The following is a 25,662-nucleotide window of genomic DNA, read 5'->3' as shown; positions in this document are numbered from 1 at the left end:
ACAAAATGGAAAAAATTAAACTTTTAATTGTTGATGACCACCAGATGGTGCGACTAGGTTTATCAAGTTTCATGAATATTCAACCCGATATCGAAGTGGTTGGTGAAGCTGCCGATGGCGAGTCAGGCTTTTTAAAAACTGAAATGCTTGACCCTGATGTTATTCTTATGGATTTAGTGATGGATCGACTTGATGGAATTGGAGCAACGCAAAAGATTTTAGCCAAAAATCCAGAACGAAAAATTTTAATTCTAACGAGTTTTATTGATGACGAAAAAGTTTTTCCGGCTTTAGCTGCTGGAGCTAAAGGTTATATTCTTAAAACATCACAAGCCGCTGATATCGCATCTGCAATCAGAAAAGTTGCCAATGGAGAAGATGTCCTTTCCGATGCTGTCAAGGAAAAGATTGCTCAACAAAAACATCGAAAACATGAATTATATGATGATTTATCAAAAAGAGAATTAGAAGTATTAAAAGTACTTGCGACGGGACTTTCTAATCAAGAAATTGCTGACGAACTTTTTATCAGTTTAAAAACAGTCAAAACTCACGTTTCTAATATTTTTAATAAGCTTGAAGTGTCAGACCGAACTCAAGCAACAATTTATGCCATTCAACATCACTTAGTTTAAACCTGAGGAAAAACAAGTTAGAAATATGATATAATTAAGTTTGTACAAATAAAATTAAAGTGAAAAAAAGATGGAAAAAATATTAGAAAAAGCCCAAAAAATAAAAATCATTTTTTTTGATATTGATGATACTTTGAGGGTCAAAGATTCAGCTTTTATGCCTGAATCAATCACTGAAGTCTTTCATAAACTTCGTGAAAAAGGGATTATGACAGGAATTGCAACGGGAAGAAATCTTTTCGGAGTTGTTCCAGAAGTTCGGGCATTAAAACCAGATTTCTATGTAGCAATCAATGGTGCCTATGTTGAAAATGGACAAACAGGAGAGGTATTATATAAAAATACTTTTTCTAAGGAGTTGGTTGAAGAAATCATTAGCTGGTTAAAAGCTGAGAAAAGCGGATATACCTTCGTTGGTTCCGACAGTTTACGGATTTCCAAATGGGATAAAGTTGCTAGTGATGCTATTGGTCCAGTTTATTCGGAATTGGAAGAAAATCCCAATTATTATAAAACAAATGAAATTTATCAAATGTTGACAATTTCTGACCATGATGACCAATTAGAATTACCAGAAGCTTTATCCGATAAAATTCGTTTGGTTCGTTGGCATCCAAACAGTTCAGATATTGTTCCAATGGAAGGTTCTAAAGCAATCGGCTGTCAAAAAGTTTTACAAGAACTTGGTCTGAAAGCTGAGAACATGATGAACTTTGGGGATGGACTTAATGACCGTGAACTCTTTGATTTTGCCGGTCTGTCAGTAGCTATGAAGGTTTCACATCCTGAAATTTTAGAAAAAGCAGATTACATTACTGATTCTGTTGAAAATGATGGAATTTTAAAAGCCTTACAAGCCTTAAAAATTATTGATTAAAGCTATCAGTAAAAACTGTCAGTAAAAATTACTGACAGAAATTTATTAATTTATAAAAAGAAAGGAAGGTATTTTTAGAAATAAAAATACTAACTAAAAAATATGACTTACCCACAACTTGAACTTGAAAACTACAAAGGTACTACAGCAATTATCAATACAAATCATGGAAAAATGACTGTAAAATTATTTGATAGCCTTGCTCCAAAAACCGTAAAAAACTTTATTGAACTTAGCAAAGAGGGTTATTATGATGGAGTAATTTTCCACCGTATCATCAAAGATTTCATGGTTCAAGGAGGAGACCCAACAGGAACTGGGATGGGAGGTTCTTCAATCTACGGAGAAAAATTTGAAGATGAGTTCTCAATGGACCTCTTTAATCTTCGGGGAGCTTTGTCAATGGCCAATGCTGGACCTAATACAAACGGAAGTCAATTTTTCATTGTTCAAAATAAAAACTTGCCTTATCCTAAAGATTCACTTATCCAAGGAGGGTGGCCTGAAGAAGTAGCTGAAACATATACTGGCGGTGGAACTCCTCACCTTGATGGCCGTCACACTGTCTTTGGTCAATTGGTTGATGAAGAAAGCTATAAAGTTCTCGATGAAATTGCCGCTGTTCGTGTAGGTGCGCAAGATAAACCAGTCGATGATGTCGTTATTGAATCAGTTGAGATTATCGAGCCATAATATGGAAAAGAAAAGTCCTAAAATCGGTGATATTGTTGAGGTTGAAATTATTGGAATGCAAGATTATGGTGCATTTGTAAAATTTTACCTGGATAATTCATCAAATAAAGAAAAAATTGAACAAAAAGGATTGATTCATATTTCTGAAATTCAATCTGGTTATGTCAAAAGTATTCATGATATTGCTAAAATTGGCCACAAAGTGATGGCACAAATTATTGATATTGATGAATATAATGGCAAAATTAGCCTGTCAATTCGCAGTCTGGAAAAAAATCCGCAAGTTCACCATATTTACCGAAAAAAACATTTTACTGATTCTCGGGATAAAATTGGCTTTAAAACCCTTGCTAATTATTTGCCAGGTTGGATTGAAGAAAATGAAGCCTACCTTAAAGCCAAAAAAAATGCCCAAAGTGAGGATTTTCTTTGAATGATAACGTATTAAGATATATCAAGCGAGTTTTTAATTTAATTACTATTCTTGGCTTTGTTGCGACAATTGTTGGTGGCATTTATTTATGGCGCCTTGGTGCATTTCAAAATCAAGCGGTCTTACAACAATTGATTGTGGCACATCGTTTTTTAGGACCATTAATCTTCCTTTGTATGCAAATTTTGCAAGTCATTGTTCCAATCATACCAGGTGGGATTACAATGGCAGCAGGGGTCATGATTTTTGGACCAGTTTGGGGTTTTGTTTATAATTACTTTGGAATTGTTGCGGGCTCTTTTTTACTTTTTCACTTTGGTAAAAAATATGGTTCTTCATTAGCCAAAACTTTTGTCAAAGAAAAAACATATAATAAATACATGGCTTGGTTGGATAAGGGGCAAAAACGCTTTAATATTGTTTTCGCGCTCCTCATTTTATCTCCTATCGCCCCAGATGATGCCCTTGTTTTAATAGCAAGTCAAACAAAAATGAGTTGGAAATTCTTCACTTGGAGTATCTTATTATGTAAACCATTGCCAATTCTCCTCTATTCTTATCTTTTGATTTTTGGAGGAGACCTTCTTGGGCACATTTTATAAAATGCTGAAAGTGCTTTCAGTGTTTTTTTATTGGAATTTTTGAGAAAGAATGCCCAATTCATCCAAAAAAATTGTATAATAGAATGGATTTATGATTTTAAACAGAAGTCACCTCAATAATAAAATTGTTTTTGTAAATTTGAAGCAAAAGTTAGAACTAAGTGATAGCAAATTGCCCCAAATGAATTGCCAAAACAAGATTAAACTGACTGGAGCTAGTTTTGAAAAACAAGAAAGCAAATAGATTTACATTTGATTCACGAATTGATTATGGGCTAATTTTACCAGCCTTTATGCTAATATTGATTGGTCTTTACGCACTTTATGTTGCAGTAAGTCATGACCACCCCACACAAGCAACGAATCTAGTTGTTCAACAAGGAACTTGGGTTATTGTCGGACTCTTTGTTGCTTTAATTGTCATGCATATGGATTCAAGGTTTTTATGGAACTTAACACCATTTTTTTACCTATTAGGTCTTATATTAATGGTTCTACCGATCTTTTTCTACGATAAAGCAACCTATGCTTCAACAGGTGCAAAAAACTGGCTCGCTTTTGGAGGACGAAATCTTTTTCAACCGTCGGAGTTTATGAAACTTTCCTATATTTTATTTTCGGCTAGGATTGTGGTTACCTTCCAAAATAATCTAAAAAAACGAGTACTCAAAGATGATTTCCGCTTAATCGGACTTCTGATACTTGAAACAATTCCAGTTGCCATTTTATCAGTCTTTCAAAAAGACTTCGGAACTTTCTTGGTCTTTGCAGCTATCTTTGCTGGAATTATTTTAGTTGCTGGTATTTCTTGGAAAATACTTGCGCCAGCTTTTCTTTTCGTAGCAGCAGTAGCTGGAGGAATTGTTGCTCTAGTTGCTTCACCAGAGGGACAAAAATTTCTTGAAAGTACCAGTTTTGCTCAGTATCAGGTCAATCGTTTTATCGCATGGTTACATCCTTTTGAATATTCTCAAACTTTCAGTCTTCAACAAGCACGCTCATTGATTTCAGTTGGTGTTGGTGGTCTTTGGGGTAAAGGAGTTGGTGTAGCTAATGTCAATGTTCCCGTTCGAGAATCAGATATGATTTTCACTGTCATTGCTGAAGATTTTGGATTTGTTGGATCAGCCTTTTTGATTTTCCTTTACTTTATGCTGATTTATCGAATGATTCGAGTAACTTTCAAATCAAATAATCAGTTTTATACCTATATTTCAACGGGTATTATTATGATGATTCTCTTCCATGTCTTTGAAAATATTGGAGCAGCTATTGGTGTTGTTCCTTTAACAGGTATTCCCTTACCCTTCATTTCTCAAGGAGGATCGGCCTTAATGGCAAATATCATTGGCTTAGGGCTTGTTTTATCAATGAAATATAATCAATTACCAGAATTTGTCAAGGAACAAAGACAAATCCCAGTTAAGGGTGATAGTCGAAAAAATCGTCGAAGAAATAGACGTTAACAATTAATAAGAATACAAAAAGTAAAAGTTACTGACAGAAAATTCAGTAGCTTTTTTATTACGATAAAACATTTAAAAGTCTATATATATCAAGGGAGAAAACGCTTTAAATTTTTGTAAATTATTAGAATTAATGATAGAATAAATTTGTGAGAGAAATCTCAAATACTAAATTTAATTGATTGCCTGAAACGACAACCATCCTATATAGAGGAGGCGTTTTTATGCGCGCAGCACGTTTTTACGACCGCGGGGATATCCGCGTTGATGAAATTAATGAACCAATAATAAAAGCTGGTCAAGTTGGCATTGATGTGGCTTGGTGTGGAATTTGTGGAACAGATCTTCATGAATTTTTAGATGGCCCAATTTTTTGTCCGTCAGCAGAACATCCTAATCCAATTACTGGAGAAGTACCACCAGTCACTCTTGGACATGAAATGTCTGGGTTTGTAAATTTTATAGGTGAAGGAGTAAGCGGACTTAAAGTAGGTGACCATGTCGTTGTCGAACCTTATATCGTTCCCGAAGGTACTGATACAAGTGAAACTGGACATTATAACCTCTCAGAAGGTTCAAACTTTATTGGTTTGGGTGGAAATGGCGGAGGTTTGGCTGAAAAAATTTCTGTTGATGAACGTTGGGTTCACAAAATTCCTGATAACTTACCTTTGGATGAAGCCGCTCTAATTGAGCCACTATCAGTTGGCTATCACGCTGTTGAACGAGCAAATTTAAGTGAAAAGAGTACGGTATTAGTTGTTGGTGCTGGACCAATTGGACTATTAACTGCTGCCGTTGCAAAAGCGCAAGGACATACTGTTATCATCAGTGAACCTAGTGGACTTCGCCGCAAAAAAGCACAAGAAGCACAAGTTGCTGATTATTTCTTCAATCCAATTGAAGATGACATTCAAGCTAAAGTTCATGAAATTAATGAAAAAGGAGTGGACGCAGCCTTTGAATGTACCTCTGTCCAACCGGGATTTGACGCTTGTCTAGATGCGATTCGTATGGGTGGAACAGTTGTCATTGTTGCAATTTGGGGCAAGCCTGCTAGTGTTGATATGGCAAAATTAGTAATCAAAGAGGCTAACCTTTTAGGAACGATTGCTTATAATAACACTCATCCAAAAACAATTGATTTAGTATCAACAGGTAAAATAAAATTGGACCAATTCATCACAGCTAAAATCGGTTTGGATGATTTGATTGATAAAGGATTTGATACGCTGATTCATCATAATGAAACAGCTGTTAAAATTTTAGTTTCACCCACTGGTAAAGGTCTATAAAATAATTAAATAAATAAAGGAGAAATAAGATGTCTAAAATTGCAGCAGTTACTGGAGCAGGTCAAGGAATCGGTTTTGCAATCGCAAAACGTCTCTATAATGATGGTTTTAAAGTAGCTATTATTGATTACAACGAAGAAACAGCTCAAAAAGCAGCAAAAGAACTTGGAGAAAACTCATTTGCGGTTAAAGCTGATGTTTCCGACCGTGAACAAGTTATTTCAGCTTTGAATGCTGTTGTCGACAAATTTGGTGATTTAAATGTTGTAGTTAATAATGCCGGAATTGCCCCAACAACACCAATTGAAACAATTACACCTGAACAATTTCATCAGGTCTATAATATTAATGTTGGTGGAGTTTTGTGGGGAACACAGACAGCAACAGCACTTTTTAGAAAATTAGGTCATGGAGGTAAAATTATCAACGCAACCTCACAAGCTGGAGTTGTTGGAAATCCAAATCTAATGCTCTATTCTTCTTCAAAATTTGCTGTTCGTGGGATGACTCAAATTGCTGCACGTGATTTAGCAGAAGAAGGAATCACAGTTAATGCTTATGCACCAGGGATTGTAAAAACACCAATGATGTTTGATATTGCGCATCAAGTTGGTAAAAATGCTGGTAAAGATGATGAATGGGGAATGCAAACTTTCGCAAAAGATATTGCCATGAAACGTTTATCTGAGCCTGAAGATGTGGCAAATGTTGTTTCATTCTTAGCTGGCCCTGATTCAAACTATATTACCGGTCAAACAATAATTGTTGATGGAGGAATGCAATTCCATTAATCTAAAAATGAACTGTCAAGTTTTTATCTTGACAGTTCATTTTATTATGTGCTATAATTGTCTTAAATAAATGAACGAGGTAAGGTCTATTGAAAATCTAAGTTTTGAACTTTAAAAATATTCGTAAAAATCGAGTGTTTTTGTTGTCTTCATAACTTAGAGAGAATAGACTTTTATTATGTTTACAGATTGGGCAATTTGTCAGAATTTGTATCTTTTAAAGCTCTTTTCACCTAAGTTGTGAAAAGAGCTTTTTTAATTTAAGGAGAAAATAATGAATCAAAAACAAAAAGAAATGCAAGCTAAACTAGAACAAATTAAGAAGAATAAACCGCAATTTGCTGGGAAAAATACTAATGGGATGACAGCAGTAAAAGCAACCAAGCAAAATCAACACGGAGCAAAAATTAATGCTCCAAGAAAAGCGGGAATTTGAGATTTATGAACATTCAGAGGAACTCACTCTGAGTTTTTCTACTCAAATTAGATTTCTTAATTCTCACAAATGAGAGGAGAATTAAATGTCAAATATTGAATTTAAAGACTTAACCTTTGGCTACGGGGATAATCTGATTTTCAATCATGCCCAAATAAATATTGATGACCGTTGGAAATTAGGATTAGTAGGGCGAAATGGCCGTGGAAAATCAACCCTTTTAAACTTACTACAAGGTAAAATAACTACTGACAGCTCGATAATTACTGACAAAAACTTTGTTTACTTCCCCCAATTACTGACAGAAGAAGATTTTAATGATAAAGATAAATCTAAAAAACAAAATACTGCTGATAAATATTCTGTAGAAAGTCTGTCAGTAAAAATTACTGACAGAAATTCACAATTAACTTATTATGTGCTAAATGAATTAGTCGAATTTGAACAATGGAAATTAGAACGTGAATTATCTTTATTGAAAGTTGATTTAGAAATTCTTTGGCGTCCTTTTGGAAGTTTATCAGGTGGGGAACAAACCAAGTGTCTCTTGGCAATTTTATTTTTAGATGAGGACAATTTTCCACTAATTGATGAACCAACAAATCATTTGGATATGGAAAGCAGAAAAATAGTTGCTGACTATCTTCAAAAGAAATCAGGATTTATCGTTGTATCACATGACCGAAATTTTCTTGACGAAGTCTGTGACCACACCTTGGCAATTGAACGTCAGCAAATAGTTCTCTATCAGGGAAATTTCTCAACCTATGAACGAGAGAAACAGTTGCGTGATGACTTTGAACTTGCTGAAGATGAAAAATTACGTAAAGATATTTCAAGACTGAAAAAGACTTCGTTAGAAAAAAGAGATTGGTCCAATCAACGAGAAAATGTTGCCGGAGCAACCTTTGTGGATAAAAAAGTTGCCAAAAAACAGAATCAACGAGCAAAATCAATTGAAAAACGAATGGGACAGGAAGTTGAGAATAAAGAGAAATTACTCAAAAATATCGAAAAAACTGAACCTCTTGTCATTAATTTTCAACCTTCACATCATAAAAGACTGATTCAGTTTGAAAATTTTTCTCTTGGATTTACCGAAAAATTACTTTTCCAGCCGATTGATTTTTCTTTGAAAGTGGGAGAGATTGCAGCAATTGTCGGACCAAATGGTCAAGGGAAATCAAGTATTATTAAATATTTATCTGGGGAATTTTCTGGTGAGCACAGTGGATTTGTTCAATTTCCTCAAGGGATAAGGCTATCATTTGTTCGTCAGATTTATGATAATCGTGGTTACCTGAAAGACTTTGCTACCGAATATCAATTAGATTATGAATTATTTTTAGCTAATCTCAGAAAACTGGGGATGGAGCGCAAGCAATTTAGTCAAAAGATAGAAACGATGAGTCAAGGACAACAAAAAAAGGTTGAATTAGCTCGTAGTTTATCACAAGAAGCAGAGCTTTATCTCTGGGATGAGCCGCTTAATTATCTTGACGTGTTTAATCGTGAACAAATAATTCAACTTCTAGAAACTTATCATCCAACAATGCTTCTGGTCGAACATGATCAAGCATTTGTTGAAAAAATTTCTAATCAAATTATTAACCTAAAAGATACATAAATTTAAAAAATAAAAGTAGAGTGATTTTACTCTACTTTTTTAGAATACTTTCATATAATAGAAAATATGAATAAAGCAAAGCGCACAATTTTGTTTTTATTTAAAAAAATGGATACTTTAGATACACAACCACCATTGACAAAAAATCTTAAACTTAAATTGTTTGAAAGCCCGATAAATTAGTAATAGTAATAGGAGAAGAACAGTTCATCGTTTATATAGTTATAAGCTAATTATTACTATTATTTCTTTGATTAATATCATCTATTTTTATATCAAGCCTTTTAGATAAACATTGACATTATTTATGCGTTATAAATAAAATTTATCAACACCAAGGGATTTGACTATAACGATAAAAGAAGTTTATAGTAATAAAGTAATAACATTAATTATAATTTTTATGGAGGTTGTACGATGCGTGCACATGAAATTTTAAACAATCCTTTTTTAAATAAAGGAACAGCTTTTACTATGAAAGAACGTCAAGAATTCGGGTTGATTGGTCTTCTTCCACCAACTGTTCAAACAATTGAAGAACAAGCTGAACAAACTTACGAACAATATTTGACAAAACCATCTGATTTAGAAAAACGTCATTTCTTGATGGAAATTTTTAATACAAACCGTACTTTGTTTTACTACTTATTTAACAAACATATTGTAGAATTTAATCCAGTTGTTTATGATCCAACAATTGCTGATACAATTGAAAACTACAGTCATTTGTTCGTAGATCCACAATATGCTGCTTATCTTGATATTAACCACCCTGAAAACATTACTGAAACATTGAAAAATGCAGCAGGTGACAGAGAAATTCGTCTTATTGTTGTAACTGATGCTGAAGGAATCCTTGGTATCGGAGACTGGGGAACTCAAGGTGTTGATATCTCAGTTGGTAAATTAATGATTTATACAGCCGCAGCAGGTATTGATCCAGCGTCTGTACTTCCAGTTGTTATAGATGCAGGAACAAATAGAAAAGAACTTTTAGAAGATCATTTGTATCTAGGAAATCATCAAGAACGTATTTACGGTGATCAATACTACAGTTTCGTCGATCAATTTGTAGAAACTGCAGAATCAATTTTCCCTAAATTGTACCTTCACTGGGAAGATTTCGGACGTTCAAATGCTGCAACAATTTTAAATAACTACAAAACAAAAATCCCAACATTTAATGATGACATTCAAGGAACTGGTATTGTTGTTTTAGGTGGTATTTTCGGATCACTTGACATTACAGGTGAAAAATTAACTGATCAAGTATACCTTTGCTATGGTGGTGGTTCAGCTGGTGCAGGGATTGCTGGTCGTGTTCATGCTGAAATGGTTAGTGAAGGCCTTTCTGAAGAAGAAGCTTACAAACATTTCTTCATGATTGATCAACAAGGTTTACTTTTTGATGATATGGAAGACCTTACACCAGCTCAAAAACCATTTGCTAAAAAACGTGCTGATTATAAAGATGCTGGAGATATGACTGACCTTCTTAACGTTGTTAAGACAATAAAACCAACTATTTTAGTAGGAACTTCAACTAATCCAGGTGCTTTTACAAAAGAAGTTGTTGAAGCAATGTGTGCTAATACAGAACGCCCAGTAATCTTCCCTATCTCAAATCCAACTAAAAAAATGGAAGCTACAGCTGAACAAGTTATTGAGTGGTCTGATGGAAAAGCTTTTGTCGCTACTGGTGTTCCTTCAGGAACAATCAGCTACAAAGGTGTTGATTATCAAATTGGTCAAGCAAACAACTCACTTATCTACCCAGGTTTGGGCTTAGGAATGTTGGCATCTGAAGCAAAACTTTTGACAGATGAAATGATCGGTGCAGCTGCACATTCATTGAGCGGTTTAGTAGATCCAGGTAAACCAGGTGCTCCTGTTCTTCCTCCATTTGAATTTGTTGCTGATGTATCAATTAAAGTTGCAGAAGCAGTTGCTAAGAAAGCTCAAGAACAAGGTCTTACTGAATCTAAAGAAACTGATATGGCTAAAGCAGTTCGTGATCTTAAATGGTATCCAGAGTACTAAGGGGAATATCTTAAATGAAAAAACTTAAAGAAACGAAAATATCGGGAATTAGTCTTCCCTTATATGCCTTTTTCGTAGCTGTCATCATAGTTGTAACACTTTTAGGAAAACTTCCACTTGATATGGTAGGGTTAACTCTCCTACTTGTAACATTAGGTCACCTATTATACTTCATAGGAGAAAAACTCCCTATTATGAATTCATACTTAGGTGGGGGATCTGTTTTCACTTTAATTGGTGCTACTCTATTATCTTTCTTCCACATTGTTCCTTCAAATGTTATTGGAGCAGTTTCCAATTTTATGGGAGGGAAATTTGGATTTCTTGATTTTTATATAGCTGCACTTATCTGTGGATCTATTTTAGGAATGAACAGAAATCTTTTGGTTAAAGCTTCCAAGAAATTTATTCCGATTGCTTTAATTACTATGGTTATTGGTTTCTTCTCAGTAGGTCTCGTAGGAATGCTTATTGGTAATGGATTTGCTGATTCTGTAATGTATGTTTCTATGCCAATGATGTCAGGTGGTATGGGAGCCGGTATTACTCCACTCTCTCAAATCTATGCAGCCGGATTGGCTCATGGAAACCAAGCAGCTATCTTCTCTCAACTTGCACCAGCAGTTACTTTTGGTAATATTCTTGCGATTATTGGTGCCTTATCTATTGCTAAAGTATTCAATAAATCTAAATATAATGGACATGGGACTCTTGTTGCAGCAACTAAAGAAGAGTTGGCTAAACCTAAAATAAAATTAGATGCTCAACAAATCGGAACAGGAATGCTCTTTGCCTTTGCTCTTTTGATGGCTGGTGACATCTTGAACAAATTCTTCCCTAATATTCATCAATATGCATTTATGATTATTATTGTATTTATCTTGAAAGCAACAAATACTGTTCCTAAAGATTTAGAAGAATCTGTTGTAATGTTTAACCAAGTGATTATGACAAACCTTACTCATGCTGTTTTGGCAGGTATTGGTCTTGCTTTGATTGACTTGAATACTCTTGCTTCAGCATTTACATGGCAATTTGTTGTACTTTGCTTGACAAGTGTTGTTGTAATGGGACTTGCTAGTTGGTTCTTGGCTCGCCTTTTTGGCCTTTATCCAGTCGAAACTGCCATTGGTGCAGGGATGATCAATAATTCTATGGGTGGAACAGGTAACATTGCTGTCTTGTCTGCATCAGATAGAATGGAAATGATTGCTTTTGCACAGATGGCTAATAGACTCTGTGGTGCAATTGTCCTTATCTTCGGTGGAATTCTTATCCGATTCTTTTATTAAAATAACCAAAAAAACATTTTATATAAAATGTTTTTTTTTTAACAAAATTAACTGATTAAGAAAATAAAATAGTTGGGACTATATCGCCTTTCGCCTGAAGTGGTTCAAGTAAATATAAAATTTTGGAGCCATATTGATAGTAAAATAATGTAAAGATTTAACAAATTTTCTGCTAATCTTTAAGATACACACTCCTTGTTTGATAAAATATTAAGCTATTCTTTTAACTCCATTATGTCTTAAACTCACTAATAATCGAGAACGTAATATATAAAAACATAATGATGACTGAACCCTAATGAACCCTCTTGATGTATGGTATAATATAAAAATGAATGTAAAAAAACAAATTTTTAAAGGCACACTTTATGCAGTAGTTGCCGGTTGTATGTGGGGAATTTCTGGCATTTTTGGTCAGCTTTTTTTCCGTGATTATCATGGTAGCCCGCTTTGGATTACATCAACACGTTTAACGATTGCTGGTATTATTTTATTGGCCATGTCTTTTTCGCGAGACCACGAGCGTTTTTTTGATGTCTGGAAATCAAAAAAGAATATGCCAACCCTCTTTTTGTATGTTTTTGGTGGGGTATTTTCTGTTCAATATTTTTATTATGTGGCTATTCAACTTTCAAATAGTGCTACAGCGACAATTTTACAATATACAGCACCCGTTTTTATTATGCTTTATTTACTCATTTTTCAACGTCAAGTACCAAAACCCAAATCGGTCTTATTCGTCATTTTAGCAATGATAGGTGTTTTTTTGTTGATTACGGACGGAAATATCAAACATTTATCAATCAGTCCCCTAGCCCTTGTAACAGGACTTCTCGCTGGTGTAGCTGTTGTTATTTACTCAATCATCCCTCGGCCATTATTAGATAAATATGGCGCACTCAATATGACCGGATGGGGAATGATGCTTGCGGGGATTGCCTGTAATATCTTCTATCCAGTTTGGCGTATTGATTTTCGAATTGAACCCTTGTCAATTTTTTATGTTTTAACAATTTCTATTGTTGGAACAGCACTGGCTTTTTTGTTGCTTTTAAGAGCCTTTCAATTGATTTCACCGCTTGTTGTTTCTGTTGCAACAGCTACTGAACCATTGACTTCTGTTTTTTTTAGTATTCCATTATTTGGCTTGAAGTTAACCCCACTCGAATTACTAGGGATTGTTATGGTCATCGTGTCTGTTATTCTTCTATCGAAATCAGAACAAGCTTAAAAGAAACCTAGGGGTTTTTTTTAAAACTGGTTTATTAGAAAATTCTGATATAATATTTTTATTAGGAGAGAATTTTATGGAAGAGTATTATTTACCATTGGAACTTAAAACGGACGTTTGGAAGTTAGCATTTCTTTGGTCAATTTTTATATTTTTGTCTTTTTTCGAGAATTTTATTATTCAGGAATCTATTAATTCTGAAAGTTTGCGCCATATTATTTTAAGTTTATTAATTGGACTATTACTTATATATTTTTTGATATTTCTCATCAATCATTCTCGACGAAAGTTGGCCATCATCAACGAAGAAGGAATTCAATTACGGCTATTATTTCGTGAAGTTAAGATTGAGTGGAGAGACATCCGAGGAATGTATGTTCGTTCAGGTGTATTATATATTTGTGAACAAACTTCATTTAATCCTGTCTATATTGAAAAGAAAATTTGGTATAAACGGCTAAAGTTTTACCAAAATTATTTTGACCCAGGTCACAATTTAAAAATTGTATTGTCGATACAGGGCTCTATCATATCTATGGATATTAATGAACTTTCTATTATTTGTGAAGAAGTATGGTTAAAACAAAGTGGTTTTGAACAAAGGGATTTATTTACAGAAAATCCTTTTGAAAAAATTGATGAGGCCACTAGAGCAAGAAAATTAAATCCTTGGAAAAGGATTCTACTTTATGCTGTATTTTTTATTATTGCTCTGGGAGGTTTAATATTCAAAGATAAAATTAAAGAAACTTACAGTTTAGTGGATAATCAAGTTTATTACGTTGTAGATTCAAAAACAAATAATGTACAATTTGCCTTTGAAACTTCAACTTTTGAAAAAAAACAAGAAGCGAGTATTGTTACTGACAGAGCTATGAGAGAGCTTAGTTACTATTCAGAGGATTATTTCAATGATATTGAGAGAAAATATTATGATCATCAATTATTAACGGGAGAAAATTTTGCAATTGTAGCTGCAAGTCATCCAACTTGGTGGAAACAAACCTTTGATTTCAGTAGATATGTTAAGAAAAATCAACTTCAAAAAATTACATTAACGAGTATAAAAAAACCACTTTTAAAGAATTATTTAACAGCACAGATGGAACTAACTCAGAATCAATTTAAAGGTAAAAAATTTCCAGTTAAAATTTTGAAAGCAAACTAAAAATATCCATTTCTGACAAAATGTTAGCTACTAAAGTGTGTTATAATATTAACATGGACTACGAAAATTATATCTGGGATTTAGGCGGAACTTTATTGGACAATTATGAAAGTTCTAGTCATGCATTTGCTGCAACGCTTTGGTCAATGGCAGAGCGTGTTGTTTTGCGCACTGATGTATATGATGCGCTAAAAGTTTCAACGGCTTACGCTGTTGAAAAATATGCCAGTGATTTGCCAGGCTTTTTGGAAGAATACAAAAAGCTAGAAGCAGAGGAATTAGAAAAACCAATTCTCTTTTCCGGTGCTAAAAAAGTACTGACAGACCTATCAGTAAAAGGAAATAAGAATTTTATGATTTCACATCGCAATCATCAAGTTCTGACAATTCTGTCAGCAGCTGAAATTGATTCATATTTTACAGAGGTTGTCACGTCTGATAATGGCTTCAAACGAAAACCAGCACCAGAATCAATTAACTATTTGTTAAATAAATATAAACTCAATCCAAAGAAGACAGTGATGATTGGCGATCGTCCTTTAGATATTGAAGCAGGAAATGCTGCTGGGATATCAACAATTTATTTTGATAGCTCAACAGATTCAACTCTGTCAGGACAAGCGATTAACACTGTAAGTGATGGTTCGCTTAATAGCAAGCCAACTCACATTATTCATCAGCTGACAGAGATTATTTTGTAATCTTAAAAAAATGAATTAATGATAAGCAGATTTTTAGTCAAAATTGCTTATTTTTTTTACAAGTTTGAGTGACAAAATACCATGCACTAGAGCTAAAATCGCTGATTTATGGTATAATGGTAGTAAGTTTTTCATAGAAATGAGAGTTAACTTTGAACGAAGAAAATAAAAATTTAGAAATGCTTGCAGACGAATATGACGCCAGTCAAATTCAAGTACTTGAAGGTCTTGAAGCTGTACGTATGCGTCCAGGGATGTATATTGGTTCAACCTCAAAAGAAGGTTTGCACCATTTAGTCTGGGAAATTGTTGACAATTCAATTGATGAAGCACTTGCAGGATTTGCAAGCCATATTGAGGTTTTTATTGAGCCTGATAATTCAATTACTGTTGTTGATGATGGACGTGGAATTCCGGTTGATATTCAAGAAAAAACGGGTCGTCCAGCCGTGGAAACAGTCTTCACAGTGTTGCATGCTGGAGGTAAATTTGGCGGAGGCGGCTATAAAGTTTCTGGTGGATTGCACGGTGTTGGTTCGTCTGTTGTTAATGCTTTATCAACAGTACTAGATGTTACTGTTCATAAAGATGGTCAAAAATATTATCAAGAATATCATCGTGGTCTCGTTGGAGATGATTTAAAAATTATTGGTGAAACTGACCGTAGAGGGACAACTGTTCACTTTGTACCAGACCCAGAAATTTTTACAGAAACTGTTGAATTTGATTTTGATAAGCTTGCAACACGTGTTCGTGAGTTAGCCTTTTTGAATCGCGGTCTTCGTATTTCCTTAACAGATAAGCGTGAAGGAAATGAAAAAAATGAAGTTCATTTCCATTATGAAGGTGGAATTCAGTCTTATGTTGAATATTTAAATGAAAATAAGACAGTCATTTTTGAACCAGCAATTTTTACTGAAGGTGAAATGGATGGAATTGCTGTTGAAGTAGCAATGCAATATACTGATACTTATCATTCAGTAGTGATGTCCTTTGCTAACAACATCAACACTCACGAAGGTGGAACACATGAGCAAGGTTTTAGAACAGCCCTTACTCGTGTTATTAATAATTACGCAAAACAAAATAAAATTCTTAAAGAAAACGAAGATAATTTAACTGGGGATGATGTCCGCGAAGGATTGACAGCAGTTATTTCGGTTAAGCATCCTAATCCACAATTTGAAGGGCAAACCAAAACAAAACTTGGAAACTCAGAAGTAACAGGAATTGTTAACAAACTCTTTGCGGAAGCTTTGACAACATTTATGTTAGAAAATCCACAAGTTGCTCGTAAAATTGTTGAAAAAGGGATTTTGGCAAGTAAAGCAAGGATTGCAGCAAAACGTGCGCGTGAAGTGACACGTAAAAAATCAGGGCTTGAAATTTCCAACCTTCCCGGTAAATTGGCTGACTGTTCATCAAATAATCCAGAACAAACAGAATTATTCATCGTCGAAGGAGATTCGGCTGGAGGTTCGGCTAAATCAGGACGTAATCGTGAATTCCAAGCAATTTTACCTATTCGTGGTAAGATTTTGAATGTGGAAAAAGCAACGATGGATAAAATTTTGGCCAATGAAGAAATTCGTTCTCTATTCACTGCAATGGGAACTGGTTTTGGAGCAGATTACGATTTGTCAAAAGCACGTTATCACAAACTTGTTATCATGACCGATGCCGATGTCGATGGAGCACACATCCGTACTCTTCTATTAACACTCTTCTACCGTTATATGCGCCCAGTTGTTGAAGCAGGATATGTTTATATTGCTCAGCCACCAATTTACGGTATCAAAGTTGGTTCAGAAACAAAAGAATACATTCAACCAGGTGAAAATCAAGAAAAAGATTTACAAGAAGCTTTAGCACGTTGGGCACAAGGAAGAACAAAGCCTACTGTACAACGTTATAAAGGTTTAGGGGAAATGGATGACCATCAACTTTGGGATACAACAATGGATCCTGAACACCGTTTAATGGCACGTGTATCTGTTGAAGACGCAGCAGAAGCTGACAAAATCTTTGATATGCTCATGGGAGACAGAGTTGAACCTCGTCGTGAATTTATCGAAAATAATGCTCAGTACTCGACAATTGATGCATAATATAGTAAAAACAACTCATTTTTGTTTGAGTTGTTTTTTATTGAACGTAATGTTAGCGCTTTATCGAAAAGTGTAATATAATGAAGTCAAGAAGGAGGTGGATTATGCCTGAAATAAATCCCAAATTAAGCAATGAGCAAATGAAGGAACTTGAAGATGAAGCACTCCGAAATGCAACAGTTGGCACGCAAACAGGAATTCAAGATACCTTTGAAAAGACCACAAGTAAAGCTGACGAGCTGTTTAGTGAGGCTTCAAAAGCGCTCAAAGAAGTTGAAGATAAAGAAAAGTAGGTTCTCCTACTTTTTATTATTAAGATGTATCTATTTATCTACTTAATGATTTTTTAAAGTGCATATGATAGAATATGACTATAAAATATATAAAAAATAATTAATCGAATTATGAAAGAAGATAGATGAACAAAGGAATTATTGCTCAAAAAATTGTAGTTTCCATGTAAATATTTATAAAATGATGAACTATATTTACATGGAGAATAAAAAATGAAACAAAATAAATATGATAATGAACGTTTTTTCAAAAATTATGCATCAATGTCAAGGTCCCAAAAGGGATTGAAGGCCGCTGGTGAATGGTCTGAATTAGAAAAACTACTCCCAAATTTTCAGGATAAAAAAGTTTTGGATTTAGGTTGTGGATATGGATGGCACTGTAAATATGCAGTCAATCATGGGGCTAAAGAAGTAGTAGGAATAGACCTTTCACACAAGATGCTTGATGTTGCTCTTAATATTAATAATGATAAAAAAATTACCTATCAACAATCCGCAATAGAGGATATTAACTTTCCTGCAGATACTTTTGATGTTGTGTTTAGTTCATTAGCTTTTCACTACATTTCAAATTTTGAAGACCTGGTCTGCAAAATTTCAAAGTGTCTTAAAAAGAATGGTGAATTTATTTTCTCTGTTGAACATCCTCTCTATACCTCATCAGGGAAACAAGATTGGTGTTATGATGCAGAAGGTAAAATTCTTCATTTTCCAGTTGATAATTACTATTATGAAGGAGAACGTGAAGTCAATTTCTTAGGTGAGCCAATTATTAAGTATCATCGGACATTAACAAGCTATGTAAGTTCTTTGTTAAGCTCTGGTTTTGAACTTACTAATTTAATTGAACCCAAACCTCCTATAGAAATGAGAGAGCTTGAAGAAATGAAAAATGAGATGAGACGTCCAATGATGTTGCTTATTTCTGTAAGAAATAAAAACTCATAGTCATAAAGTAACTATAATAAGAGTTCCTATTTGAATAAAGTATGGGACTCTTATCTTTTATTTAGTTCTTTTAATGATATTAGTAGTTTTTTAATTACTTTTGAAGTAAAATTGTAGTTAGGAGAAGAAAAGATGAAAAAAATATATCTTGTTGCAATTTTTTTAGTAGCAACACTTGGAATGTCAGCCTGTAGTTCAAAACAAAATTCTCAAACAACAAAAGAAAGTTCTAAAAGTAGCCAAAGCTCACGAAACTCTTCAATAACTCAGAGCACTTCGAGTACTACCCAGTCATCAAGTATTATTAAAGAGTCCTCTTCATCAATAGAAAAATCAATTTCCCCCTCAACTTCTACACAAATAAGAAAATGGAACCCAGAGAAAAAACAACGTCTTGCAGAGTTTATGTCAGCGTGGGGGATAGAAATGGGACAATCTTACAGTCAGTATGATCCTAATCACAATCTTAATTTATATGGTCTCTCTATTCCTTGGTCAGTTATAGATAATAATTCAACTTGGAAAGCAGCAATAAATAATCAGCCTATTGAATTAAAATGGTCAGAAACGGGAGAAGATTCAGGAGGATATCAATTAGTTGATGTTTATTCAGATATGAATGAGAAAAACTCTGGTGTTAATCATGTTTATCTCTTTGTTATTAAATCAGGAAATCCCATGGTGCTTTATACCGCACAAAATCAAGGAAATACAAATAATTATTTATATCTAAAAGAAACAGAGAATAATGAATTAAAAAATGCCTTCGCACGAATTGTTGTATAATTTTAAAAATAAAAAAGCCTATTTTGGAATAGGTTTTTTTATTTAAAAAAAAATTAAAAACTAAAATTTTTATTCTTGACAAAAGATAGTGAACGGATTATAATAGTTAACGTCGTTAGTAAATATCACCGTTAGGGAGGAGTGAAAATGGATTACAATAAGGCAGCGGAGGTTTTCCTCACAACTGTTATCAAAAGAGGAAAAGCAGAGATGATGCACCGCTTTAATACCTACTCCCAAGGGGAGCATTTGGTATTGGGCTATCTTTATAAGGAAGCTGGTAAGCAAATTGTTCCAAGTAAGATTGCAAAATTTACGCATACAAGTACTGCAAGAATTGCGACAATCTTGAATAATCTTGAGAGTAAAAATTTAGTTACCCGTGAGATTTCAAGAACAGACCGTCGAAAAATTTTAGTAGCCATTACTGATAAAGGACGTCATGTTGCGGAAGAAATTCGAGTAGAAGCTTGCTCAAATTTAGCACGCGTTTTTGAAGAAATGGGTGAAGAACGAACAGAAAGTTTCATTGAAAATTTCAAATTATTTTTAGAAATTGGAATGAAGCTAGCTAAAGAAGACAAAGAAAAAGAGGAGGAAAAAAATGCCTGATACATACGAAAAAGATTACCATTTAGATATACATGGTAAACATTATAGCCGAATCGGAATGCTTATTTTGATTCTGGTTGGTACATTTGGAGCCATGTTGATGCAAACATCACTCGGGACAGCAATTCCAACATTGATGAATGACTTCAACATCTCCATGTCAACAGCACAACAAGCAACAACATGGTTTTTATTAGCCAATGGGATTATGGTTCCTATTTCAGCATATTTAGCAACAAAATTCCCTACACGTTGGCTTTACGTTACAGCATACGCAATTTTATTTATCGGAATGTTTGTTGCTTACTCGGCTCCAACATCAAGCTGGTGGGTTTTCCTAGCAGGTCGGATTCTGCAAGCTATTGCAGTTGGGATTACAATGCCTTTGATGCAAGTTGCCCTTGTTAACATGTTTCCAGCTAAACAAATGGGAGCAATCATGGGTGTTGCCGGAGTTGTTCTTGTCCTTGCGCCAGCCTTAGGTCCAACATTTGCAGGTTGGTTAATTACTCATAAATTTAACCTTATCTTTTGGACATTTGCAGCAAGTTGGAGAACAATTTTCCTTATTTCAATGATTGTCGTCGGAGTTGTTTTCCTTATTTCAATCTTTGCAATGCGTGATGTTATTCCTAACCGTCCAATGAAATTAGATTTCTTGTCAGTTTTACTTTCAGTTGTTGGTTTTGGTGCTTTCCTTTGGGGATTCACTAATGTTGCAACTGACGGATGGGGTAAATTTAATACAGTTATCGCCCCAATTGTTGGAGGTTTGATTATTATCTTCCTCTTTGGTTTACGTCAACTTAAAATGGACGATCCATTCCTTGATATTCGCGTCTTTAAAATTAGACAGTTTACTTTGGTAACTCTTGCACTTGCTTTAAGTACAATGGCAATGATGGGTGTTGAAATGATGCTTCCTCTTTACCTTCAAGATGTCCATGGACTTTCTGCCTTTAATTCAGGTTTGGTTCTCTTACCCGGGTCATTAATGATGGCTGTTGTTGCCCCACTTGCTGGTGGAGTTTATGACCGAATTGGTTCAAAACGTCTTGCGGTGATTGGTTTCCTCGTTTTGGCACTGGGAACTGTACCATTTATGTTCTTTACAGCTACAACTCCTGACCACTTTGTTACTCTTCTTTATGGATTACGTATGGTTGGTGTTGGTATGGTAATGATGCCATTAACAACTAGTGCCATGAATGCAGTTCCAGTTAATGAAGTTGCTCAAGCAACAGCTTCAAACAATACAGCGCGTCAAGTCGCGTCATCAGTTGTTGTTGCTCTCCTTTCTTCAGTCGCTCAAAATGTAATTACTAACAATATGCCTGCTTCATCATTAAAATCAACAAATCCATTGCAATTTGCAAATAAAGCAATCGAAGCAATGTTACAAGGTTACCACGCTTCATTCGCAATTGGATTCGTCTTTGCCATTATTGGTATCGGAGTTGCTCTATTCTTGAAGAGTGGTCGAATGATTGCTGGTGTCCCTGTTGAAGAACAAGACTTGAAAGGAGAAAATAAATAATGCTAATTATATTATTATTGGTAGTGTTTATGATTGGAACTTTCTTTGGTTTCATGTTTATAAAAAACACAATCGCTCATTGGTTAGTTGGTGGAATTTCCTTTCTCTTATTAGCTGGTTCTGTGACTATGCTAACTATGCATATCAGAGATAACTGGGGAATGAAAGAAGTAACAACTTCAACTACGCACCAAATTTATACTGCTGGAGATAAATCAGCTCCTTATGGAATGATGATTAAAGCAGAAATTGGTAAAAACACTGATAATTATGTCTTTGTTTACCGAAATAATGAAAAATCGGAAAAAGCCGACACTAATTTTAAACCTGATGAAAAACACATTTCAGAAGCTGTTAAAAAATCAGCGACTTATAAATTAGTGGATGATACTAAAGCAACAGTTACAACTAAAACGACAAGACGCGTTTGGTCATCTGACTTTTATAAATTACTATTTAGTGTAGGTGGTGAACAAAATGAATTAGTTAAACAAAATTCAGTTGTTTCAGTACCTAAAGATACATGGTTAGTTTTGACTCAAGATCAAGTTAAAAAATTGAGTCAAGAAGCTCCAGCAATGCAAAAACAAATGGAAGCTCAACTTAAAGCTGACCCACAAAAGGCGGCTCAACTTGCTGCACTTCAAAAATCAAATCCAACAGAATATGCTAAGATGCAAGTAAAACAAATTAAGCAACTTCTTGGAATTACTGAATAAATAATAAAAAGACTTCAAAATTATTTGAGGTCTTTTTATTACATTAAAGTTAAGTAAATATAAATAGAGCAAAGAAAGTTACTTTTCGTTATTTTTCTTGACAATAAATGAAACTAATAATACAATTGATAAATAAACGCAACTTAAAATTCATGTGTAGTAAAAAAACCTTAAAAAAATAACGAATAATAAAATTATCGCTTGTAAGGTAATGCGTTTTTACATAATATTTTAAGTTTTTCTACATATCCTAATTTTAGGGTGATATACTATGAAAGGCTTAGTTCAGTTTTTGGAAAAATCTTATTTTGAGCAAGAAAGAGGTAGACATGATTAAGAAAAGTGTATCAAAGAAAATAATGATTATGTCGTTAATCTTTATTCTACTTATAGTACTATTTGGTTTCGGAAAATATTTTTATGATAAGGGAACTGATATTTCTTCTGTTAATACGAACACAACAGGACAGTTAGTTAAAAGAACGAGTGAACCTAATGGTTATTCATCTCAGCAATCAACAACAAAAAGCTCAAAAGAACTCTCTCAACCAATAGCTCCAGTGGAAAATACTGGAAATGCCAGTTGGCTTCAGATAGTTTCTCAAGGAACTGATGAAAAATTTACGAATCTTTCGAGTGGAGACTTTAAAATTTATAAAGCGCATAGTCCACAAATTTTGAAAACTGCCACTTCAGCTGACAGTCCTGTGTTGAGCATGTCAGAAGTTATCAGTAAATATCCAAATAGTCTAATTATGAATGCCTCAGGGTTTAATATGACTACTGGAAAAATTACTGGTTTTCAAATTAATAATGGAAAATTATTTAAAGATTGGAATTCAGATAAAAGAGCTACAAATGCCTTTGTTTTTAATAAAAATGGTTCATCAGAAATATATAATTCAACCACTCCAGCAAGTGAAATTTTGAAAAAGGGTGCCGAAATGAGTTTTAGTTTTGGATCAATTTTGATAAAGGATGGAAAAAGTTTACCGAGTGACGGGACAGTTAATTGGGAAATTCATTCTTTTATTGGAAACGATAAAGATAATAATATTTATCTAATTATTTCAGATACAAGTACAGGCTATCAGTCAATCATGGAAAAATTTCAAAAACTTCATTTAGAAAATGTCCAAGTAATGGACGGAGGAGGTTCAAGTCAGATGTCATTGAATGGACAAATTATCTATCCTAGTCAGGATAGTCGTTCAGTTAACGATTATATTGTCTTGAGATAATGAAATATGAGCTTCGTTAAAACGTTGATTGTATAAGAAAAATCAAGAAAAAATACTCGTTATCAAGTATTTCAATATTTTCGGTCAATTCAATAGAAAATATTGAAGTCAATTTATGAATTAAGGTAAATAAAAGGTCAGGACAATGGATTCAAAAGAATTACAAGAAGAGTTTACTTATTACAATTATCTAGATAATGAAAAATGGAAACTAAATCTTCCAAGTTATGAGAAAACCTCCTCAGAAGTAGTTTCTGATTTGCCTAAGGTTTCTGTCATTATTGCTAACTATAACAATGCACCTTATCTGGAAAAAATGCTGGATTCATTAGTGAATCAAACTATAGGTTTAGAGAAACTTCAATTACTTTTCATTGATGATAAGTCAACAGATACTTCAGTAGAAATTGTACATCAATATCTAAAAAAATATGAAAGCATTGAAATTTATCAGCTTACAAAAAATACGGGTGGTGCGCATGGGCCACGTAATGTTGGAATACTAAATGCGCGTGGGGAGTTTCTTGTTTTTTTAGATGCAGATGATTGGTATGATGAAAATGCTCTTCAATACATGTCTGGAACTCTAGAAAAATCGGGAGATGATATGGGTTTTTTTGGGGTAGTACAAAGTGTCAATGGGAAACTTAGTCTGAAAAGCAAAGCCTATTACTTTGATGGAAATAAAATAGGACGCGCTATTCAAGAACTTCCCTCTGCTTTCTATGAGTGGCTTGGTCCTCAGGGGATCATGGTGAAAAGGAGTTTGATTGAAGATAATAATCTTCATTTTCCTTGTCAGAAAGTTGCTGATGACGTAACATTTTTCTACGAGGCAATGAGATTTTCAAAAAATATTACTCAAGGGAAAAAATTAACTACTTATCTAAATCGAGATGATAATAATGTAGGTTTAAGTAAAACGATAAATCGAGATTTTATGGTTTCTTGGCTAAGAGCTTTAGCTTATATCAATCAAACATTTCCTGATGATATTTCAAAAGAGAAATTTTTGGCTAGACGCTTGGAATGGCTTGTATATAATTTTGGATTGCGAAGAGATGTTGGATATAAATTTAGTTTAAAAAGAATTAGGGACTTTAAGATTAGTATCGACAAGTATTTAGGAGAACTAAAATTTGACCCCACAATTTATTTTCGAACTGGAGCAAGAAAAACTGTCTGGAAATATTTGCTCATAGAGGATTATAGAGGGGTCATAAGATTTAATAGATGGCATTCTTTGAGGCATATTATAAAAAAATATTTAGGAATTATGAGGCGAGAAGAAAATCAATATTTTTACCCAGTTTTAAATTCAAATATTCCTAAAATTTCGATTAATATGAGAGCGATAGCGGTAAATCTAGTTGATGGTCAAGTCGTAATTCAAATTTACACTAATGGAATATTGAATTATTTTGAAATTAGAAATAAGTTACATCCTTTTGATAGGAATAAAATTTCAAGCAAAAAAAGCTCATTGATAGAGTATAAAGTTGACATTCCTTTAGACCTTGATTTAGAAATGTATGATTTCTGGGTCATTTACAATGGGTATCAAGAACAAAAAATTGAGAGGATAGAAAAATTTATTTCGAAAAATAGCCTATGAGGGATAATAAAGATGATTAATTTGGAAAATAATATGAAAGTATGTGGAAAAAATAAATGGAAAATAATATTAATAAAGTATTAGAAAGGCTTTCTAATGTTGGAAATCCTATTTTTCTTTTGAAAATGTTACAGGATATAAGAAGGTACATAAAAAGACATTTTGGAGATTACCCAACAAGCCATGAATATAACACTATATACTTCGATATTGAAGGCAAGATTTATTTAATTGAGAATATGCTTGTCACAAAAGTTGCAACTTTACCAGATAAAGCAAATCTTATCAATTTATCAGAACAAGCGCTTTATAAAATTGCTCATCTTTTAGGAGTGAAAAATGATGAAATGATGATTTCCAACTTATTAAAAGAGATGAGAAGTATAAAAAATATAAAAAAATATCAAGATTTACTGGAAGTGGGAGATGCGTCATTTTCTACTAATTTGACTTCTAATCAATTTGCATTAATTGTGTTAAATCAGATACGAAAAAACTGATAATAAAGGGGTG

At 33.8% G+C, this 25,662-nt stretch carries 25 protein-coding genes; all 25 read left to right on the top strand.

What is annotated here, in order from left to right:
- Positions 1-5: 5 nt before the first annotated feature.
- Complete coding sequence (locus tag LDP15_RS05030; protein ID WP_003131402.1) at positions 6-635, top strand: response regulator transcription factor; 630 nt, start codon at positions 6-8, stop codon at positions 633-635.
- Between the two features lie 70 nt (positions 636-705).
- Complete coding sequence (locus LDP15_RS05025; RefSeq protein WP_015426195.1) at positions 706-1,512, top strand: Cof-type HAD-IIB family hydrolase; 807 nt, start codon at positions 706-708, stop codon at positions 1,510-1,512.
- A gap of 102 nt (positions 1,513-1,614) precedes the next feature.
- A complete protein-coding gene (locus LDP15_RS05020; RefSeq protein WP_012897543.1) occupies positions 1,615-2,205 on the top strand; it encodes a peptidylprolyl isomerase in 591 nt (196 codons plus the stop codon).
- Between the two features lies 1 nt (position 2,206).
- Positions 2,207-2,638 (top strand): CvfD/Ygs/GSP13 family RNA-binding post-transcriptional regulator, encoded by a 432-nt coding sequence (locus LDP15_RS05015; RefSeq protein ID WP_015426196.1) that lies wholly within the window; start codon positions 2,207-2,209, stop codon positions 2,636-2,638.
- The gene (locus LDP15_RS05010; protein ID WP_003131406.1) at positions 2,635-3,240 is read left to right on the top strand and encodes a TVP38/TMEM64 family protein; all 606 of its coding nucleotides are present in this window, start codon (positions 2,635-2,637) and stop codon (positions 3,238-3,240) included. The genes LDP15_RS05015 and LDP15_RS05010 overlap by 4 nt, the downstream gene beginning before the upstream one ends.
- A 221-nt stretch (positions 3,241-3,461) precedes the next feature.
- Positions 3,462-4,706: an FtsW/RodA/SpoVE family cell cycle protein gene (locus LDP15_RS05005; RefSeq protein ID WP_015426198.1), complete on the top strand. Its 1,245-nt coding sequence runs from the start codon at positions 3,462-3,464 to the stop codon at positions 4,704-4,706.
- Positions 4,707-4,930: 224 nt separating this feature from the next.
- A complete protein-coding gene (locus LDP15_RS05000; RefSeq protein ID WP_225513312.1) occupies positions 4,931-6,001 on the top strand; it encodes a 2,3-butanediol dehydrogenase in 1,071 nt (356 codons plus the stop codon).
- A gap of 29 nt (positions 6,002-6,030) precedes the next feature.
- Complete coding sequence (locus LDP15_RS04995; RefSeq protein ID WP_012897548.1) at positions 6,031-6,792, top strand: (S)-acetoin forming diacetyl reductase; 762 nt, start codon at positions 6,031-6,033, stop codon at positions 6,790-6,792.
- Positions 6,793-7,066: 274 nt separating this feature from the next.
- The gene (locus LDP15_RS04990) at positions 7,067-7,228 is read left to right on the top strand and encodes a hypothetical protein (protein ID WP_003131412.1); all 162 of its coding nucleotides are present in this window, start codon (positions 7,067-7,069) and stop codon (positions 7,226-7,228) included.
- Between the two features lie 85 nt (positions 7,229-7,313).
- On the top strand, positions 7,314-8,855 hold the full coding sequence (abc-f, locus tag LDP15_RS04985) for a ribosomal protection-like ABC-F family protein (protein WP_015426200.1): 1,542 nt from the start codon (positions 7,314-7,316) through the stop codon (positions 8,853-8,855).
- Between the two features lie 417 nt (positions 8,856-9,272).
- On the top strand, positions 9,273-10,895 hold the full coding sequence (locus LDP15_RS04980) for a malolactic enzyme (protein ID WP_015426201.1): 1,623 nt from the start codon (positions 9,273-9,275) through the stop codon (positions 10,893-10,895).
- 14 nt (positions 10,896-10,909) lie between these two features.
- The gene (locus LDP15_RS04975; protein ID WP_003131417.1) at positions 10,910-12,187 is read left to right on the top strand and encodes a citrate:cation symporter; all 1,278 of its coding nucleotides are present in this window, start codon (positions 10,910-10,912) and stop codon (positions 12,185-12,187) included.
- Between the two features lie 331 nt (positions 12,188-12,518).
- Positions 12,519-13,418 (top strand): DMT family transporter, encoded by a 900-nt coding sequence (locus tag LDP15_RS04970; RefSeq protein ID WP_042230226.1) that lies wholly within the window; start codon positions 12,519-12,521, stop codon positions 13,416-13,418.
- 76 nt (positions 13,419-13,494) lie between these two features.
- Positions 13,495-14,586 carry a hypothetical protein gene (locus LDP15_RS04965; protein WP_015426203.1) on the top strand — a complete coding sequence of 364 codons (1,092 nt, stop codon included), beginning with the start codon at positions 13,495-13,497 and terminating at the stop codon, positions 14,584-14,586.
- A 53-nt stretch (positions 14,587-14,639) separates the two neighbouring features.
- A complete protein-coding gene (locus LDP15_RS04960) occupies positions 14,640-15,287 on the top strand; it encodes an HAD family hydrolase (protein WP_003131420.1) in 648 nt (215 codons plus the stop codon).
- A 152-nt stretch (positions 15,288-15,439) separates the two neighbouring features.
- Complete coding sequence (gene gyrB / locus LDP15_RS04955) at positions 15,440-17,395, top strand: DNA topoisomerase (ATP-hydrolyzing) subunit B (RefSeq protein WP_003131421.1); 1,956 nt, start codon at positions 15,440-15,442, stop codon at positions 17,393-17,395.
- Positions 17,396-17,499: 104 nt separating this feature from the next.
- Complete coding sequence (locus LDP15_RS04950) at positions 17,500-17,688, top strand: hypothetical protein (protein ID WP_042230228.1); 189 nt, start codon at positions 17,500-17,502, stop codon at positions 17,686-17,688.
- Between the two features lie 213 nt (positions 17,689-17,901).
- Positions 17,902-18,639, top strand: a complete 738-nt coding sequence (locus LDP15_RS04945) for a bifunctional 2-polyprenyl-6-hydroxyphenol methylase/3-demethylubiquinol 3-O-methyltransferase UbiG (RefSeq protein ID WP_015426205.1) — start codon at positions 17,902-17,904, stop codon at positions 18,637-18,639.
- A 132-nt stretch (positions 18,640-18,771) separates the two neighbouring features.
- On the top strand, positions 18,772-19,425 hold the full coding sequence (locus tag LDP15_RS04940) for a DUF4767 domain-containing protein (protein ID WP_015426206.1): 654 nt from the start codon (positions 18,772-18,774) through the stop codon (positions 19,423-19,425).
- A gap of 147 nt (positions 19,426-19,572) precedes the next feature.
- Positions 19,573-20,037 (top strand): MarR family winged helix-turn-helix transcriptional regulator, encoded by a 465-nt coding sequence (locus LDP15_RS04935; RefSeq protein WP_012897558.1) that lies wholly within the window; start codon positions 19,573-19,575, stop codon positions 20,035-20,037.
- Positions 20,030-21,574 (top strand): MDR family MFS transporter, encoded by a 1,545-nt coding sequence (locus tag LDP15_RS04930; RefSeq protein WP_225513311.1) that lies wholly within the window; start codon positions 20,030-20,032, stop codon positions 21,572-21,574. The genes LDP15_RS04935 and LDP15_RS04930 overlap by 8 nt, the downstream gene beginning before the upstream one ends.
- Positions 21,574-22,293: a DUF4811 domain-containing protein gene (locus LDP15_RS04925; protein ID WP_014570501.1), complete on the top strand. Its 720-nt coding sequence runs from the start codon at positions 21,574-21,576 to the stop codon at positions 22,291-22,293. The genes LDP15_RS04930 and LDP15_RS04925 overlap by 1 nt, the downstream gene beginning before the upstream one ends.
- Before the next feature lie 329 nt (positions 22,294-22,622).
- Entirely contained in the window at positions 22,623-23,534 is a 912-nt protein-coding gene (locus LDP15_RS04920) for a phosphodiester glycosidase family protein (protein ID WP_136122451.1), read from the top strand.
- A gap of 145 nt (positions 23,535-23,679) precedes the next feature.
- Positions 23,680-25,149, top strand: a complete 1,470-nt coding sequence (locus LDP15_RS04915; RefSeq protein WP_015426209.1) for a glycosyltransferase — start codon at positions 23,680-23,682, stop codon at positions 25,147-25,149.
- A gap of 56 nt (positions 25,150-25,205) precedes the next feature.
- A complete protein-coding gene (locus LDP15_RS04910; RefSeq protein WP_015426210.1) occupies positions 25,206-25,649 on the top strand; it encodes a hypothetical protein in 444 nt (147 codons plus the stop codon).
- The last annotated feature ends 13 nt before the right edge of the window (positions 25,650-25,662 follow it).

This window comes from Lactococcus sp. SK2-659 (assembly GCF_020218185.2).
Classification (GTDB): Bacteria; Bacillota; Bacilli; order Lactobacillales; family Streptococcaceae; genus Lactococcus; species Lactococcus lactis.
The sequence above is the reverse complement of the archived record's forward strand: the minus strand, read 5'-3'. Positions and strand labels throughout refer to the sequence as shown.